The sequence below is a fragment of the Arthrobacter stackebrandtii genome, from assembly GCF_017876675.1.
Classification (GTDB): domain Bacteria; phylum Actinomycetota; class Actinomycetes; order Actinomycetales; family Micrococcaceae; genus Specibacter; species Specibacter stackebrandtii.
In genome coordinates this window covers 2,511,585-2,527,531 of the sequence record NZ_JAGIOI010000001.1, presented here as the reverse complement: position 1 = coordinate 2,527,531, position 15,947 = coordinate 2,511,585, and the positions used below count along the sequence as shown (strand labels likewise).

Sequence of the window (15,947 nt, the reverse complement as noted above, 5' to 3'; positions counted from 1 at the left end):
GTCCGACGCTCACTCTGCGGTGACGGGTCGACGCACGCCTTCACACATGAGGAAAAGACACGACGTACGGCTCTTCGGCCGGACCTGACGCCCCAACGGCGCCCTTATAACCATTCTAATCAACTTCAACCGTCCCGATTTTGTTCCCGGGACCGGCAAAAGCTTCCTGCAGTTGTGCCCGGGGCGCCGTTTCACGGCGCCCCGGGGACGGTTGTCGCTACTTCTGCGCCCACCTGTTGATGTCGGATTCGACGGCGAACTCGTCGATGGCGGCCAGCTCGCCGTCGCTGAACCCAAGGTTGTTGATGGCGGCGACGTTATTCTCCAGCTGGGACACACTGGACGCCCCCACGAGGGCCGAGGTGACGGGAGTGCCCTTGGCCTGCTCGCGGAGGATCCAGGCGATCGCCATCTGGGCGAGGGACTGGCCGCGCCCGGCTGCGATGTCGTTCAGGCCCCGCACCCGGGCCATCTTCTCTTCGGTGAGGTCGTGCGCGTGCAGGAAGTGTTCCTTGGCGGCGCGGGAATCGGACGGCACGCCCTTGAGGTAACGGTCGGTCAACACTCCCTGCGCCAACGGGGAGAAGGCGATGGAGCCGGCACCAACGGTCTCGAGCGTCTCGTACAGGTTCGGTTCCCCGTCCTCGGTCCAGCGGTTGAGCATGGAGTAGGAGGGCTGGTGGATGAGCAGCGGGGTGCCCATTTCCTTCAGGATCCGGGCAGCTTCAAGGGTCTGGGCCGGGGTGTAGGAAGAGATGCCCGCGTAGAGCGCCTTGCCGGAGCGGACGGCGTGGTCCAGGGCACCCATGGTCTCTTCCAGGGGCGTGTCCGGGTCGGGGCGGTGGCTGTAGAAGATGTCCACATAGTCCAGGCCCATGCGGGTCAGCGACTCGTCCAGGCTGCCCAGCAGGCTCTTGCGCGAACCCCACTCCCCGTACGGGCCCGGCCACATGAGGTAGCCGGCCTTGGTGGAGATGACCAGCTCGTTGCGGTGGGCGCGGAAGTCGTCCTTGAAATGGCGGCCAAAGTTGGTCTCGGCACTGCCGGCGGGCGGGCCGTAGTTGTTGGCCAGGTCAAAGTGGGTGACACCCAGGTCAAAGGCGCGGCGCAGGATGTCCCGCTGCACGTCGAACGGCTTGTCGTCGCCAAAGTTGTGCCACAGCCCCAGGGAAATCGCGGGCAGTTTCAGCCCGCTGCGGCCGACGCGGCGGTAGGGCATGGTTTCATAGCGGTTTTCCGCAGGGTGAAAGGTCATACCTGCCATCTTGCCACTTTTTCACTGTGATCTAAATCTAGTCCCGGCCCGGCGCCCGCAGCACCAACACGGACCGGGCAGCCACCGCCACTTCCTCCCCGGCACCGAAGGCGTCCGCAGCAACCCCGTCCGTGTGGATTTCCACCACCCACCGGGCCGCGTAGTCGTCGCCCGGCAGTGTGAAGCCGACGGGCTCCGCACCCCCGTTGAACAGCAGGAGGAAGCAGTCGTCCACCACGGCCCGCCCGTGCACATCCGGTTCCTGGATGCCCCCGCCGTTGAGGAACACCCCGATGCTGCGCCCGAATCCGCTGTCCCAGTCCGCCGGCGCCATGGCTGCAGCGTCGGGTCGCAGCCACACAATGTCCGGCAGCGCGCCGTCGTCCCCGCGCTCCACCGGGTGCCCGTCAAAGTACCGGCGACGGCGGAACACCGGGTGCGCTTCCCGCAGCCGTGCCAGCCGGGAGACAAAGTCGATGAGCTGCGCGTCGGCGCGCCCCCAGTCGATCCAGCTCAGCGGCGAATCCTGCGCGTAGGCGTTGTTGTTGCCCTGCTGGCTGCGGCCCAGTTCGTCGCCGTGCAGCAGCATCGGGACACCCTGCGAGAGCATCAGCGTGGTGAGGAAATTGCGCTGCTGGCGGGCCCTCAGCTCCTGCACGGCGGGATCGTCCGTGGGCCCTTCGATGCCGAAGTTCCAGGAGCGGTTGTGCGATTCACCGTCGCGGTTGTCCTCCCCGTTCGCCTCGTTGTGCTTGTCGTTGTAGCTGACCAGGTCCGCCAGCGTGAAGCCGTCGTGCGCCGTGACAAAGTTGATCGAGGCCACCGGCCGGCGCCCGGAATGGCCGTAAAGGTCCGATGACCCTGTAAGCCGGGACGCAAATTCGCCCAGTGTGGAGGGCTCGCTGCGCCAGAAATCGCGGACCGTGTCCCGGAACTGCCCGTTCCATTCCGTCCACTGCGGCGGAAAGTTGCCCACTTGGTAGCCTCCCGGCCCCAGGTCCCACGGCTCCGCAATGAGTTTCACATGTGAGACCACGGGATCCTGCTGCACCATCTCAAAGAACGTGGAGAGCTTGTCGACGTCGTAAAACTCCCGCGCCAGGGTGGCCGCCAAATCAAAGCGGAAGCCGTCAACATGCATTTCCGTGACCCAGTAGCGCAGCGAGTCCATGATCAGCTGGAGTGCGTGCGGCTGTCGGACGTTGAGCGAGTTTCCCGTGCCGGTGTAGTCCAGGTACAGCGATTTGTCCTCCTGCAGCCGGTAATACGCGTCGTTGTCGATCCCGCGGAAAGACAGCGTGGGCCCCAGGTGGTTGCCCTCCGCCGTGTGGTTGTACACCACGTCCAAGATCACCTCCAGCCCGTTGCGGTGCAGTTCCTTGACCATGGCCTTGAACTCGCGCACCTGGTCGCACGGGTCCGACGCCGCCGCATATTCATTGTGCGGGGCGAAAAACCCAATGGTGTTGTAGCCCCAATAGTTCCGCAGCCCCATCCCCTGCAGCCGCTCGTCCTGGACAAACTGGTGCACAGGCATCAGCTCGACGGCGGTCACTCCCACCTTTTTGAGGTGGGCCACGACCGCGGGGTGCGCCACCGCGGCGTAGCGCCCGCGCTGTTCGGGCGGGACGTCCGGGTGCAGGGCGGTGAGGCCCTTGACGTGGGCCTCATAGATCACGGTGTGGGAGTACGGAATGTCCGGCTTGGCGTCCGTGCTGCCGTCGGGATGGGTCCAGTCGAAGCGGCCGTCCACCACCACGCCCTTGAAGGTGTGGGGTGCGGAGTCCTCGTCGCTGCGCACCAGCGGATCGTTCTGCCGGTGCCCGTACACGGGCTGTCCCCAGGCCACGCTTCCGTCGACACCTCTCGCATAGGGGTCCAGCAGCAGCTTGGCGGCATTGAACCGCAGGCCGTTTGCAGGGTCCCAGGGTCCGCCCACGCGGTAGCCGTACCTCTGTCCCTCGCCGATGCCCGGCACATAGCCGTGCCACACATAGCCGTCCACCTCGGTCAGCGGCAGCTGGGTTTCCCGGCCCTCGTCATCAAAGAGGCACAACGTCACGGATTGGGCCCCGTCGCTGAACAGTGCGAAATTCGTGCCGCCTTCGTCCACGTGCGCACCCAGGGGGTGGTCCCTGCCCGGCCAAACTTCCATCATGTCCCCCTGTGCGTCTGTTGTTGCGGCGTGTGGTGCGGGCTGGGCCGGCCGTGTTCTCGGCTGTGAACGGCCTACACCGGTTTTATTTGGCACAACCGTGCCCAAGCTTGCGGGATCCGCCCTGCCAGCTGCCCGGCGCTGAGCGGCGCCCCCGGCCTCAGTCGCGCCAGTTCGCCGTGCAGGGCGGCTGCGAGCGCGGCAGTGCGGGCCAGCTCGCCAGGTTTTGGCACCGCCGTGGCGTCCCCCATGGCCAGCAGCGCCACGAGTATCCCGGCCAGCGTGTCCCCGCTTCCCGCCGTGGCCAGTGCGGGCGTGCCGTTGGCCTGTGTATACGTGGGCCCGCCGGGCGACGCCACCACCGTGGTGGCACCCTTGAGCAGCACGGTTGCGCCAAATAGGTCGGCTGCGCGGCGGGCGGCAGCCAGCGGCGCAGCCTCGACGGCCGCTCGGTCGAGGTCCAGGCCGTGCCGCCGGAACAGTGCCGACAGCTCCCCGGCATGCGGGGTCAGGACCAGGCGGGAGTTGCCGGCTTCCGCACCGGAACCACCTGCCGGCCGCACCAGGGCCAGGGCCGCGGCGTCGACCACGGTGGGGACCCCGCCCGCCATGGCGGCGGCGGCACGAGCCATGGCCGCGCCGTCGCCGTCGATCCCGGGCCCGGCAAGCCATGCCTGGACCCGCACGTCACCGGGCATCCCGGTTGAGCACACCACTTCGGGGTTGCGCACGTGCACGGCCGCCGCCACCTGGTCCGGCCCCAGGTACCGCACCATGCCCGGCCCGCAGGCCGACGCCGCCGCCACGGCCAGCAGCCCGGCCCCGGGATACTGGGCGGAGCCGGCGATGATCCCGGCCACGCCGCGGGTGTATTTGTGGTCCGCGGCTCCGGGCCGGGGAAGAAGGGCTGCGACGTCGTCCCGCTCCAGGCGAAGCACGTCGGGTGCGCCCAGAAACGCGCTGATCCCGAGGTCGATGCAGGTCACGGCGCCGCAATACTGTTCGCCCGGTGCGGCGAGCAGCCCGGTCTTCAGGGCCCCAAAGGTGACGGTGAGGTCGGCCCGCAACACCGGGCCGTGGACCTCGCCGGTGGTGGCATCCACGCCGCTGGGCAGGTCGCACGCCACCACGGCCGGCCTGTCCGGACCGGCCAAGGCGTCAAGGGCGGCCACCACGTCCGCCACCACCCCGCGCAGCCCGCCCCGCCCGCCGGTTCCCAGCAGCCCGTCAACCACGACGTCGGCCAGGCCGGCTTCGGCGAGAAAACTCGCCACTGCATCACCATCGGAACCAGCGGCCCCGGTCGTAGCTCCCAGCTCCAGGCAGCGTCCGCCGGCCTGCACAAAGGCGGCCAGCGCCTCGGGGTGGGTGCGCGCACCGGCGAGCAGCGCCGTCGTGCGTGTTCCGCGGGCTGCCAGCCAGGCGCCCGCATAAAGCGCGTCCCCGCCGTTGTTGCCGGAGCCCGCCAGCAGCACCGCACGTGCGCCGTAGACTCCGCGTCCCCGGGCGCGCAAGACACCTGCGACGCCGTGGGCCAGGCCCAGCGCAGCCTTGCGCATCAAATCCGGGCCCCGGCCGGCAGCCAGGAGCGGCTGTTCGGCGGCGCGGACGGCGGCGGCAGCGTGGGCGCGGAGCATGTCAGCTCTCGGCAATCACCATGGCCGTGGAAATCCCGCCGTCGTGGCTCATGGACAGGTGCCAGCGCTTGATGCCCTTGGACTTGGCGACGGCGGCCACGGTTCCCTTGACGTTGATGGTGGGCCCGTGCTCGTCAAGACCGATCCAGCAGTCCTGCCAGTTCATGCCTGCCGGCGCCCCGAGTGCCTTCGCAACGGACTCCTTGGCGGCAAAGCGGGCCGCGAGCGACTGCGTGTTCAGGCCGCGCTCGGCCGGGACAAACAGCCGGTCCCGCAGGCCGGGCGTGCGCTCCAGCTGCCGGCCGAAGCGCTCAATATCAACAACGTCCACACCAATGCCAATGATCATGCCTACAGCCTATTCCCCAGCCGCTCCCCCGCCTCGCAAGCTCGCCGAGGGGACCCTCGCGACCGTGGCCCCACCCAGCCGCTCCCCCGCCCCGCAAGCACGACGGCGGCCGGCACCTTCACAGGGAAGGCGCCGGCCGCCGTCGAGCTTGGGACAGGGGACGGATTACTCCACCGTCACCGACTTGGCCAGGTTGCGCGGCTGGTCAACGTCATAGCCCTTGGCCGTGGCGAGCTCCAGGGCGAAGATCTGCAGCGGCACAGTGGCCAGCAGGGGCGCCAGCAGCGTGCTGGTCTCGGGAATGTAAAAGACGTGCTCGGCAAATTCACGCACGGACTCGTCGCCTTCCTCGGCGATCACGATGGTCTTGGCGCCTCGGGCCCGGACCTCCTGGATGTTGGAGACCACCTTGGCGTGGAGGGAGTCGCGGCCGCGCGGCGAGGGGACCACCACAATGACGGCCTGGCCCTCCTCGATCAGGGCGATGGGGCCGTGCTTGAGTTCGCCGGCGGCAAAACCCTCGGCATGGATGTAGGCGAGCTCCTTGAGCTTGAGCGCCCCTTCCATGGCCACAGGGTAGCCCACGTGGCGTCCCAGGAACAGGACGGTGCGGGTCTCGGCCATGCTGTGCGCCAGGTCCTTGATCTGGCCGGCATTGGCAATGACGGTGGCGATCTTGGCCGGAGTCTTGGCCAGTTCTGCCAGGATGTCCTTGATCTGGCCCTGGAACAGGTTTCCGCGCAGCTGTGCCAAATAAAGGCCCAGCAGGTACGTTGCGGTGATCTGGGCCAGGAAGGCCTTGGTGGAAGCCACGGCAATCTCGGGTCCGGCGTGCGTGTAGAGCACGGCGTCGGATTCGCGCGGAATGGTGGAGCCGTTGGTGTTGCAGATGGACACCGTCTTGGCGCCCTGCTCCCGCGCATAGCGCACGGCCATGAGCGTGTCCATGGTTTCCCCGGACTGGGAGATGGAAACAATGAGCGTCTTCTCGTCCACGATGGGGTCCCGGTAGCGGAACTCGTGGGAGAGCTCCACCTCGGTGGGGATGCGGCACCAGTGCTCGATGGCGTACTTGGCCACCTGGCCGGCGTAGGCGGAGGTGCCGCAGGCGAGCACGATGATCTTGTTGATGGTCTTCAGGACCTCGGGGTCGACGCGCAGCTCATCGAGGGTGAGGTTGCCGTTGCCGTCGTTGCGGCCCAGGAGGGTCTGCGCCACGGCGTCCGGCTGGTCGTTGATTTCCTTCTCCATGAAGGAGGCGAAGCCGTCCTTCTTGGCTGCGGCAGCATCCCAGTCCACCAGGTACTCGCGGCCCTCGGCCGGACCTCCGAGGAAGTCGGTGATTTCGACGGCGTCGGCCGTGATGGTGACAACCTGGTTCTGGCCCAGTTCCACCGCGCGGCGGGTGTAGTCGATGAAGCCGGAGACGTCCGAGCCGAGGAAGTTCTCGCCGTCGCCCAGGCCTACCACGAGGGGCGAGTTGCGGCGGGCGGCCACCACCACGCCTGGCTGGTCGGCATGGGTGGCTACGAGCGTGAACGCCCCTTCAAGCTGCTGGGCAAGCTGCTGCATGGCAAGGGCCAGGCGGCCGCCGGACCCCGAGCCTTCACCATCGCCGAGTCCGCGGTAGATGTCACCCAGCAGGGTTGCGGCCACCTCGGTGTCGGTTTCGGAAAGGAAGGTGTGGCCGCGCTCGAGCAGGCGGGCCTTCAGCGGTGAGTAATTTTCAATGATTCCGTTGTGGATCACGGCCAGCCTGCCGCCGTCCACAATGTGCGGGTGGGCGTTGACGTCCGTGGGTCCGCCGTGCGTGGCCCAACGGGTGTGGCCAATGCCCGTCACCGAGTCCGGCACGGGGTTGCGGGAGAGCTCGTCCAGCAATTCAGCCAGCTTGCCGCTCTTCTTGCGCATGGCGATGCCGTCCGCAGCAACAACGGCGATCCCGGCGGAGTCGTAGCCGCGGTATTCGAGGCGGCGCAGGCCTTCCACCAACACCTCGAGGGCACGCTGGCCTGCAGCTGCATTTACGTCTTGAGCCGGGGCGGTACCGGCGTATCCCACAATTCCACACATGAAAAACAATCATAAACCCCGCACCATTGAGAGGACGTTCTACGTCTTCCCGCGGAAGTGCCCGTGAGAAAGTGTCAGAAAACACCGCAGCCTGAAACGCCCTCGTTTCGCTCTCCACACCAAACAAGGCAGAATTGCAGGTGTGACAGCGCAAAGAATCGAGTCCGGCAACGGCGCCAGCACCTCCCCCTTCGTGGAACTGGACCGGCAAACATGGTCCAGGCTGGCCAACAAGATTGAACAGCCACTCAACGAAGATGACGTCCAGCGGCTCCGTGGCCTGGGTGACCAACTCAACATGCGTGAAATTCACGACGTCTACCTTCCCCTGTCAAGGCTGCTGAACCTTTATGTCGCCGCCGCGGGCCACCTGCACAGCGCCACCACCACGTTCCTGGGCGAGCGCGGCTCGCGCACCCCCTTCGTCATCGGCGTGGCTGGCTCCGTGGCCGTGGGCAAGTCCACAACGGCCCGCGTGCTCCGGGAGATGCTGCGCCGCTGGCCGGACACACCCAACGTTGAGCTCGTCACCACCGACGGCTTCCTCTATCCCAATGCGGAACTGGAACGCCGGGGGCTCATGGGCCGCAAGGGCTTCCCCGAGTCCTACAACCGCCGCGCCCTGCTTCGCTTTGTCAGCGCGGTTAAGAGCGGTGCCGAGGAAGTCCGCGCCCCCATGTACTCCCACCTGACGTACGACATCCTGCCCGACAAGGAAGTCGTCGTGCGCCGCCCCGACGTGCTCATCGTCGAGGGCCTGAACGTGCTGGCCGCCGCACGCCCCCGCACCGACGGCCGCTCCGGTCTGGCTGTCAGCGACTTCTTCGACTTCTCCATCTACGTCGACGCGAAAACCAGCAATATCGAGCAGTGGTACATCGAGCGCTTCCGCTCCCTGCGCTCTGGCGCATTCTCGGACCCCGACTCCTACTTCCGCCGCTACGCCGACCTCTCCGATGTGGAGGCCACCGCCACGGCCTCCCGGATCTGGAAAAACATCAACGAGCCCAACCTCCTGCAAAATGTCCTGCCAACCCGCGGCCGCGCCCAGCTGGTGCTGACCAAGGATGCGGACCACTCCATCCGCCGGATGCTGCTGAGGAAGGTCTAGTGCCCGCCCCAAGAAGGCACCGGCCCCGCCCCTCCACTGCCTCCGGCCTGTTTCAGGTCCTGTCATGGCCCCGCCCCGGCGGGGTCATCGTGTCGCTGGCCGGTGCCGCGCTGGTGTTCAGCGCCGCATTGAACTTTGCACCGGTGAAGGCAGACCCCTGGACCACGTTTTTTGAGGAGTGGACGACGACGAACGCTGCCAGCGCTTCCGTCCAGCCTCCCGCCACTCCCACAGCAGGCAGCGGCGCCCCTGCCCCCGCAACCGCATCTGCCTCCCCTGCGCAGCCAGACGCCACACCCACTGCCGCAGCTGCAACCTCGGCGCAGCCCGTGGCGGGCGCAGGCGCCGACTCCGCCATCCAGGGCCTGGCAGCTGCCGGAACCACCGGGGTTGGCGACCCTGCCTTATTGGACATCGGCAACGCGGCCAGCCCCTTGGTCTTGGTGAACAAGCAGCGGCCGCTGGTCCCGGCGGACTTTGCCCCGTCTGACCTTGTGACCCCGGCTGTGCAGTCCGGATCGGCTGAACCCATGCTGCTGCGGGCCGAAGCAGCAGCCGAGCTGGAGCGCATGTTCACCGATGCAGCCGCCGAGGGCGTGTCCATCTCGCTCAAGAGCAGCTACCGTTCCTACGACACCCAGTTCAGCGTCTACAACGGCTATGTGGCCACCAAGGGCGTGGCCGCGGCGGATACCACCTCGGCACGGCCCGGCTACTCGGAGCACCAAAGCGGCCTCGCCGTGGACATCGGGGATGCCAACGCGGGCACGGCCTGCGACTTTAACTCATGTTTTGCCGACACAGCGGCTGCACAGTGGGTGGCGGAACATGGCGCCGACTACGGATACATTGTCAGGTACCAGCCCGGCCAGGAGCCCATGACCGGATACCTGCCCGAGCCGTGGCACCTTCGCTTCGTGGGACCTGCCGTGGCGAAGGAGATGGCTGTTCGGGGGTATCACAGCTATGAGGAATTTTTGGACATCTCCGGCGCCCCTGACTATTAAGAACTTCAGCGAGAAGATGAGCCCAAATCCACTATGAACGACCTGAGTGCGGTACTTTGGGTGCATGCTAAAGGGATTTAGAGATTTCATCATGAAGGGCAACGTCGTAGACCTTGCCGTGGCCGTCGTCATCGGTGCCGCTTTCGGGGCAGTTGTGAACTCGTTCGTGGAAAACATACTGATGCCGCTTATTGCAGCACTGGTTGGCTCGCCCAACTTTGACAGCTTTGCTGTCCTCAGCATCAACGGTGTGGACGTCAAGTTTGGCATGTTCCTCACCGTGCTCGTGAATTTCATCCTGGTTGCCGCTGCCATCTACTTTGTGGTGGTGGTTCCCATGAACCACATCATCGCCCGCCGCAACGCCAAGCTGGGCATCAAGGAAGAAGAACCCGCAGTGGATCCCCAGATTGAGCTGCTGACCGAAATCCGCGATGCGCTCAAGGCACAGCCCACGGGCGGCCAACACTAGCACCAAACTACATGAAGAAGGCGGCCTCCCCACCGGGGAGGCCGCCTTCTTCATGGCACGTGCCGTGCGCCGTTGTTCTCGGAGTGCGGCTACAGCGACAGTTCTGCGCGTACCACGCTCACGAGGTCGTTGCAGATGCGCTCAGCGGTCTCGGTGTCGCCGGCCTCAACCATGACCCGCACCAGCGCCTCGGTGCCGGACGGTCGCAGGAGGACCCTCCCGGTGTCACCCAGTTCCGCCTCTGCCTTCGCGACGGCGGCGTTGATGGCGGGGACGGAGGAAGCGCGGTTCTTGTCAACGTTCTTCACGTTGATCATGACCTGCGGCAGCTTGGTCATGGCCTTGGCCAGTTCCTTCAGCGGCTTGCCGGTCTTGGCGACCTGGGCTGCCAGCTGCAGGCCGGTCAGCAGGCCGTCACCGGTGGTGGCGTACTTGGAGAAGATGACGTGGCCGGATTGTTCGCCGCCCAGGGTGTAGTCCCCGCGCCGCATTTCCTCCAGCACGTAACGGTCGCCGACCCCCGTTTCCCGGATGGTGATGCCGGCCTCACGCAAGGCGATCTTCAGGCCGAGGTTGCTCATGACGGTCGCCACCAGCACGTCGTCCTTGAGCTCGCCGGCTGCCTTCTGTGCCAGGGCCAGCACGGCCATGATCTGGTCGCCGTCAATGATGTTGCCTTCGTGGTCCACGGCCAGGCAGCGGTCGGCGTCACCGTCGTGGGCAATGCCGAGGTCCGCCCCTGTGGAGAGGACGGTCTCCTGCAGCAGTTCCAGGTGGGTGGATCCCACGCCGTCGTTGATGTTCAGGCCGTCCGGGTTGGCACCGATCACCGTGACCTCTGCACCGGCATCCGTGAACACCTGCGGTGAGCACCCGCTGGCTGCACCGTGGGCGCAGTCCAGGACGATCTTGAGCCCGTCCAGGCGGTGCGGCAGCGTCCCCAGCAGGTGGAGGACGTAACGGTCCTCGGCGTCGGCAAAGCGCTGGATGCGGCCGACGTCAACGCCCACGGGGCGGAACGCTGCCCGCTCGAGCTGCGCCTCGATGGCGTCCTCAACCTCGTCGGGCAGCTTGGTGCCGCCGCGGGCGAAGAACTTAATCCCGTTGTCCGGCGCCGGGTTGTGGGAGGCGGAGATCATCACGCCAAAGTCTGCACCGAGATCCGCGATCAGGAATGCCGCGGCAGGCGTCGGCAGGACGCCCGCGTCGTAGACATCCACTCCGGCACTTGCCAGTCCCGCCTCCACGGCGGCGCCAATAAATTCACCGCTCGCACGGGGGTCGCGGGCAATTACGGCGCGGGGCCGCTTGCCTTCACTCATCTGATCATGCCCAAGAACCACTGCAGCGGCCTGGGCCAGCGACAACGCCAGCTCAGCCGTCAGCAGGCCATTGGCCAAACCACGGACACCATCTGTTCCAAATAATCTTGACATCCCGTTCAGTCTAAATCATCTACCCGGGAAAACCGCCCGCAGGGGTCATGCATTGCCCCACAGGGCCCCTCCTGCACGCTATTCACCCCCCCCCCCCCCCCCCGACCCTGTCGCAGCAAGAAACGCTTTCCAGCCGATCCCATCGCAGCAATGACCGCTTTCCAGCCAACGCCGTCGCAGCAATGACCGCTTCCGGCTGGCCCCTGTCGCACCTGGCTGCGCTCCACCCCATCTCAACAGACGTTCACGTTGGGTGGTGCGACAGGACCCATGAAAAACCGGCCAATGGTGGGCTGGCGTCCGGGAAAACCCGACCATTGGTGCGAGAGCGTCGGAGACGGAAGAGGGCACAAAAAATCCCCGGTTCGCAAAAGCGAACCGGGGATTCCTGTGAAAGCGTTGAAATTAACGCTTCGAGTACTGCGAAGCCTTGCGAGCCTTCTTCAGACCCGCCTTCTTGCGCTCGATGACGCGTGCGTCACGAGTCAGGAAGCCTGCCTTCTTCAGCGTGGGGCGGTTGTTCTCAACGTCGATTTCGTTCAAGGAACGAGCAACGCCGAGACGCAGTGCGCCAGCCTGGCCGGAGGGGCCGCCACCGTGGATGCGTGCAATGACGTCGTAAGCGCCCTCGAGGTCGAGGACGGTGAACGGGTCGTTGACTTCCTGCTGGTGGAGCTTGTTCGGGAAGTAGTCGGACAGCTCGCGGCCGTTGACGACCCACTTGCCGGTGCCGGGGACGACGCGAACGCGGGCAATTGCCTGCTTGCGGCGGCCAACAGCAGCGCCGGAAACGGTCAGTGCCGGGCGCTCCTTCTTGGGAGCTGCTTCTGCAGCTGAGCTTTCGCTGGTGTAGCTGGTCAAAACTTCTTCCTCGGCCACAACGGCCTCGGTGTTCAGCTCTTCAGTGTTCTGAGCCACGATTCTCCTTGGTTAATGATTTAGGCGGTGGCCAGGACTACTGGGCGACCTGGGTAATTTCGAAAGTCTTGGGCTGCTGAGCTGCGTGAGGGTGCTCGGAACCGCGGTAGACCTTCAGCTTGCTGATCTGGGCGTTGCCCAGCTTGGTCTTGGGGAGCATGCCGGCAACGGCCTTCTCCACGGCGCGAACCGGGTTCTTTTCCAGCAGTTCTGCATAGTTGACGCTTGACAGGCCGCCCGGGAAACCCGAGTGGCGGTAAGCGCGCTTCTGCTCGAGCTTGGCGCCGGTCAGGGCAACCTTCTCGGCGTTGATGATGATGACGAAATCGCCCATGTCCATATGGGGAGCGAAGGTCGGCTTGTGCTTTCCACGCAGCAGTGTTGCGGTCTGGCTGGCAAGACGGCCCAAGACAACGTCGTTGGCATCAATGATGTGCCACTGACGGTCGATATCGCCGGGCTTCGGGGTATACGTACGCACGGTTTTTGCCTTCGTTTCTTGTTCTTAGGTGGTGTCACAGATGGTTGACACCTGCTATCTATGCGTTTACCGGAACAGAGGTGAGGGCTCTAACACCAGTCATCCATACACTTCCCGATAACGCCCGCTCAGTGGTAGTCCTGCAACCGGACCTGTAACGGGCGCGTGGTATCGAGATAGGACACGCACAACGACTATCAACGATACCTTTAATAATCCCCTCCGGTCAAAGCGGGGTTCCGGGGGTATCTGCAGCCACCCGGCGAGCCCTGGTGAGGGCGGCTCGTTCATGGAGGCCGGCCGCATCCGGGTAGCGGACTTCCTCGAAAACCAGCGGATGTGCGCTTGCCAGCACGGATTTTGCGTCGCGAACGCCAGCCAGCTGCCGTTCGCGCATCCAGTGCGGTCCCTCCACGCCGCGGCCCACCCGCAGCGCCGCGCCCGTCAAGGCACGCACCATGTTGTGGCAAAAGGCGTCCGCCTTGATGTTGAGCTTGATCACACCGTCGTCCTGCCGGGTGAAATCAAAGCGCTGCAGCGTGCGGATCGTGGTGGACCCCTCCCGCGGCTTCGCGAAGGCCTTGAAATCGCCCAAGCCCAGCAGTTCCGCAGCCCCGGCATTCATCGCCGCCACGTCCAGGTCGTGGTTGAACCAGAGCGTCTGTGCCCGGGCCAGCGGGTCGCGGCGGGTGGAACCGTCGGCAATCAGGTAGCTGTAGCGGCGCCACAGGGCCGAGAACCGGGCGTCGAACCCCTCGGGCGCCGCAGCCACGGCCTGGACCTGCACGGCACCGGTGAGATCCCCCAGGATCCGGCCCAGGGCCCCGTTGATGCGCCGATGGAGGGCAAGGGAAGGCTCGACGGCGTGTCCCCGGCTGATCCCGTCCCACTCCTCCCGTGTGAGGTCAAGATGGGCAACCTGCCCGCGGGCGTGCACCCCCGCATCGGTGCGGCCGGCAACGGTGAGGCGGGCCTGCCGGCGCAGGATGAGCGCCAGTGCCGCTTCCAGCTCACCCTGGACGGTGCGGCGCCCGGGCTGCACGGCCCACCCGCTGAACGGACCGCCGTCGTAGGCAATGTCCAGGCGGATGCGCACCAGGCCGCGTTCTTCCGGGGAGAGGTGGGGTGTCTGCATGGCTCAATTCTATGGGTGTGTCGTGCGGCCCGCCGGAGCGGATTCAGGTACCGGGCCAACGCGATCATGGGATGTGGCAGAGCCCCGATGAAGGCACCGGATCCGGGCAAGCGAAAGGCCCGCCTCCCCATGCGGGGCGGCGGGCCTCTTGCTGTAAGTCAAAGCGCGAGGCTTAGGCCTTACTTGGCTTCTTCAGCGGCAGCTTCTTCAACCTCGGCAGCGGCTTCTTCAGCCACAACCTCGGTCTCGACAACTTCCTCAACCGGAGCTTCTTCAACCGGGGCAGCCTTGGCGGCGGCAGCGGTTGCTTCCTTCACGACGGCCTGCTTGGGGCTGACCGGTTCCAGAACAAGCTCGATGACAGCCATGGGGGCGTTGTCGCCCTTGCGGTTGCCGATCTTGGTGATGCGGGTGTAGCCGCCTTCGCGGTTCTCCACAGCCTTGGCGATGTCGGTGAACAGCTCATGGACAATGCCCTTGTCGCTGATCAGGCCGAGGACGCGGCGGCGTGAGGCCAGGTCGCCACGCTTTGCGAAAGTTACCAGTCGCTCTGCGTAGGGGCTCAGGCGCTTTGCCTTGGTCAGGGTGGTGGTGATCCGCTTGTGCTCAAAGAGCGAAGCGGACAGGTTCGCGAGCATCAGGCGCTCGTGAGCCGCTCCGCCTCCGAGGCGGGGACCCTTGGCGGGTGTAGGCATGGTGTTTCTCCTCAAGTGTCAGCCGCACCGAACGGGCACATTAACTGTGCCCGCCGGGCCGGCTAAAAAATTTGTTGTTCGAACTTAGAGTTCGTCGTCGCCAAATGCGTCGTCGTTCTCATCAAGGGCTGCGGCACGGGCGGCCAGGTCAAATCCTGGAGGGGAATCCTTCAGGGACAGACCGAGCTCAACCAGCTTTGCCTTTACCTCGTCGATGGACTTTGCACCGAAGTTGCGAATGTCCATCAGGTCAGCCTCGGAGCGAGCAACGAGTTCACCCACGGAGTGGATGCCCTCACGCTTGAGGCAGTTGTAGGAACGAACCGTCAGGTCCAGGTCCTCGATCGGCAGGGCCATGTCTGCGGCAAGAGCTGCATCCGTCGGGGACGGGCCAATCTCAATGCCTTCAGCCGCGGTGTTGAGCTCGCGGGCCAATCCGAACAGTTCAACCAGCGTGGTGCCGGCAGAGGCAATGGCATCCCGCGGGGAGATGGCCTGCTTTGTCTCTACATCGACGATCAGCTTGTCAAAGTCAGTGCGCTGTTCAACACGGGTTGCCTCCACGCGGAAGGTCACCTTCAGAACGGGAGAGTAGATGGAGTCAACCGGAATGCGGCCGATCTCCTGGTCAACGTTCTTGTTCTGGGCTGCTGAAACGTAGCCGCGGCCGCGCTCGATGGTCAGCTCGAGTTCGAACTTGCCCTTCGAGTTCAGCGTGGCAATGTGCATGTCAGGGTTGTGGAATTCCACACCGGCCGGAGGAGCGATGTCGGCGGCCGTGACAACGCCGGGACCCTGCTTGCGCAGGTAGGCGACGACAGGCTCGTCATGCTCCGATGACACGGACAGTCCCTTGATGTTCAGGATGATCTCAGTGACATCTTCCTTGACACCGGGAACCGTGGTGAACTCATGCAGGACGCCATCGAGGCGGATGCTGGTGACAGCAGCGCCAGGGATGGAGGACAGCAGGGTCCGACGCAGGGAATTTCCCAGGGTGTAACCGAAGCCCGGCTCCAGCGGTTCGATAACAAACCGTGAGCGATTCTCGGAAACTACTTCTTCAGATAGGGTGGGGCGCTGTGCAATGAGCACTGGGTTTTCCTTTCAGCGAGCATCCGCTATATGACGCAACACAGGTAGTGGAAATGACGACTGACAAGTACTAGTGGCGGCGGAATTGGCCTCCACCTTGCGGTGAAGGCCAATTCTGCTGCACTCAA

Annotated in this window: 14 protein-coding genes; 3 read left to right on the top strand and 11 right to left on the bottom strand. The window is 65.3% G+C overall.

Annotation, left to right across the window (positions count from 1 at the left end):
- Positions 1-217 precede the first annotated feature (217 nt).
- From mgrA to glmS, 5 genes are all read right to left on the bottom strand, one after another.
- Positions 218-1,255, bottom strand: coding sequence for an L-glyceraldehyde 3-phosphate reductase (mgrA, locus tag JOF48_RS10845; RefSeq protein WP_209680563.1), 1,038 nt, complete (start codon positions 1,253-1,255; stop codon positions 218-220).
- Between the two features lie 37 nt (positions 1,256-1,292).
- Positions 1,293-3,410 carry a glycogen debranching protein GlgX gene (gene glgX / locus JOF48_RS10840; protein ID WP_209684427.1) on the bottom strand — a complete coding sequence of 706 codons (2,118 nt, stop codon included), beginning with the start codon at positions 3,408-3,410 and terminating at the stop codon, positions 1,293-1,295.
- Positions 3,411-3,484: 74 nt separating this feature from the next.
- Complete coding sequence (locus JOF48_RS10835) at positions 3,485-5,047, bottom strand: bifunctional ADP-dependent NAD(P)H-hydrate dehydratase/NAD(P)H-hydrate epimerase (RefSeq protein WP_209680561.1); 1,563 nt, start codon at positions 5,045-5,047, stop codon at positions 3,485-3,487.
- Position 5,048: 1 nt separating this feature from the next.
- Positions 5,049-5,396 (bottom strand): holo-ACP synthase, encoded by a 348-nt coding sequence (locus JOF48_RS10830; RefSeq protein ID WP_209680559.1) that lies wholly within the window; start codon positions 5,394-5,396, stop codon positions 5,049-5,051.
- Between the two features lie 165 nt (positions 5,397-5,561).
- Positions 5,562-7,469 carry a glutamine--fructose-6-phosphate transaminase (isomerizing) gene (gene glmS / locus JOF48_RS10825; RefSeq protein WP_209680557.1) on the bottom strand — a complete coding sequence of 636 codons (1,908 nt, stop codon included), beginning with the start codon at positions 7,467-7,469 and terminating at the stop codon, positions 5,562-5,564.
- A gap of 142 nt (positions 7,470-7,611) precedes the next feature.
- Here glmS and coaA point away from each other — a divergent pair, with 142 nt between their 5' ends.
- From coaA to mscL, 3 genes are all read left to right on the top strand, one after another.
- Positions 7,612-8,580, top strand: coding sequence for a type I pantothenate kinase (gene coaA, locus JOF48_RS10820; protein ID WP_209680554.1), 969 nt, complete (start codon positions 7,612-7,614; stop codon positions 8,578-8,580).
- Positions 8,580-9,587: a M15 family metallopeptidase gene (locus JOF48_RS20030; protein WP_209680552.1), complete on the top strand. Its 1,008-nt coding sequence runs from the start codon at positions 8,580-8,582 to the stop codon at positions 9,585-9,587. The genes coaA and JOF48_RS20030 overlap by 1 nt, the downstream gene beginning before the upstream one ends.
- A gap of 64 nt (positions 9,588-9,651) precedes the next feature.
- The gene (mscL, locus tag JOF48_RS10810; protein WP_209680550.1) at positions 9,652-10,059 is read left to right on the top strand and encodes a large conductance mechanosensitive channel protein MscL; all 408 of its coding nucleotides are present in this window, start codon (positions 9,652-9,654) and stop codon (positions 10,057-10,059) included.
- An 89-nt stretch (positions 10,060-10,148) separates the two neighbouring features.
- Here the strand turns inward: mscL and glmM are convergent, their stop codons facing one another.
- The 6 genes from glmM to JOF48_RS10780 all read right to left on the bottom strand — a co-directional run bounded on the left by glmM (position 10,149) and on the right by JOF48_RS10780 (position 15,819).
- A complete protein-coding gene (gene glmM, locus JOF48_RS10805) occupies positions 10,149-11,495 on the bottom strand; it encodes a phosphoglucosamine mutase (protein WP_209680548.1) in 1,347 nt (448 codons plus the stop codon).
- Positions 11,496-11,900: 405 nt separating this feature from the next.
- A complete protein-coding gene (gene rpsI / locus JOF48_RS10800) occupies positions 11,901-12,413 on the bottom strand; it encodes a 30S ribosomal protein S9 (protein ID WP_209680546.1) in 513 nt (170 codons plus the stop codon).
- Between the two features lie 37 nt (positions 12,414-12,450).
- Positions 12,451-12,894, bottom strand: coding sequence for a 50S ribosomal protein L13 (gene rplM / locus JOF48_RS10795; protein WP_209680544.1), 444 nt, complete (start codon positions 12,892-12,894; stop codon positions 12,451-12,453).
- A 226-nt stretch (positions 12,895-13,120) separates the two neighbouring features.
- Entirely contained in the window at positions 13,121-14,029 is a 909-nt protein-coding gene (truA, locus tag JOF48_RS10790; RefSeq protein ID WP_209680541.1) for a tRNA pseudouridine(38-40) synthase TruA, read from the bottom strand.
- A gap of 179 nt (positions 14,030-14,208) precedes the next feature.
- Positions 14,209-14,724, bottom strand: a complete 516-nt coding sequence (gene rplQ / locus JOF48_RS10785) for a 50S ribosomal protein L17 (protein ID WP_209680539.1) — start codon at positions 14,722-14,724, stop codon at positions 14,209-14,211.
- Between the two features lie 84 nt (positions 14,725-14,808).
- A complete protein-coding gene (locus JOF48_RS10780; RefSeq protein ID WP_038464647.1) occupies positions 14,809-15,819 on the bottom strand; it encodes a DNA-directed RNA polymerase subunit alpha in 1,011 nt (336 codons plus the stop codon).
- Positions 15,820-15,947: the final 128 nt, after the last annotated feature.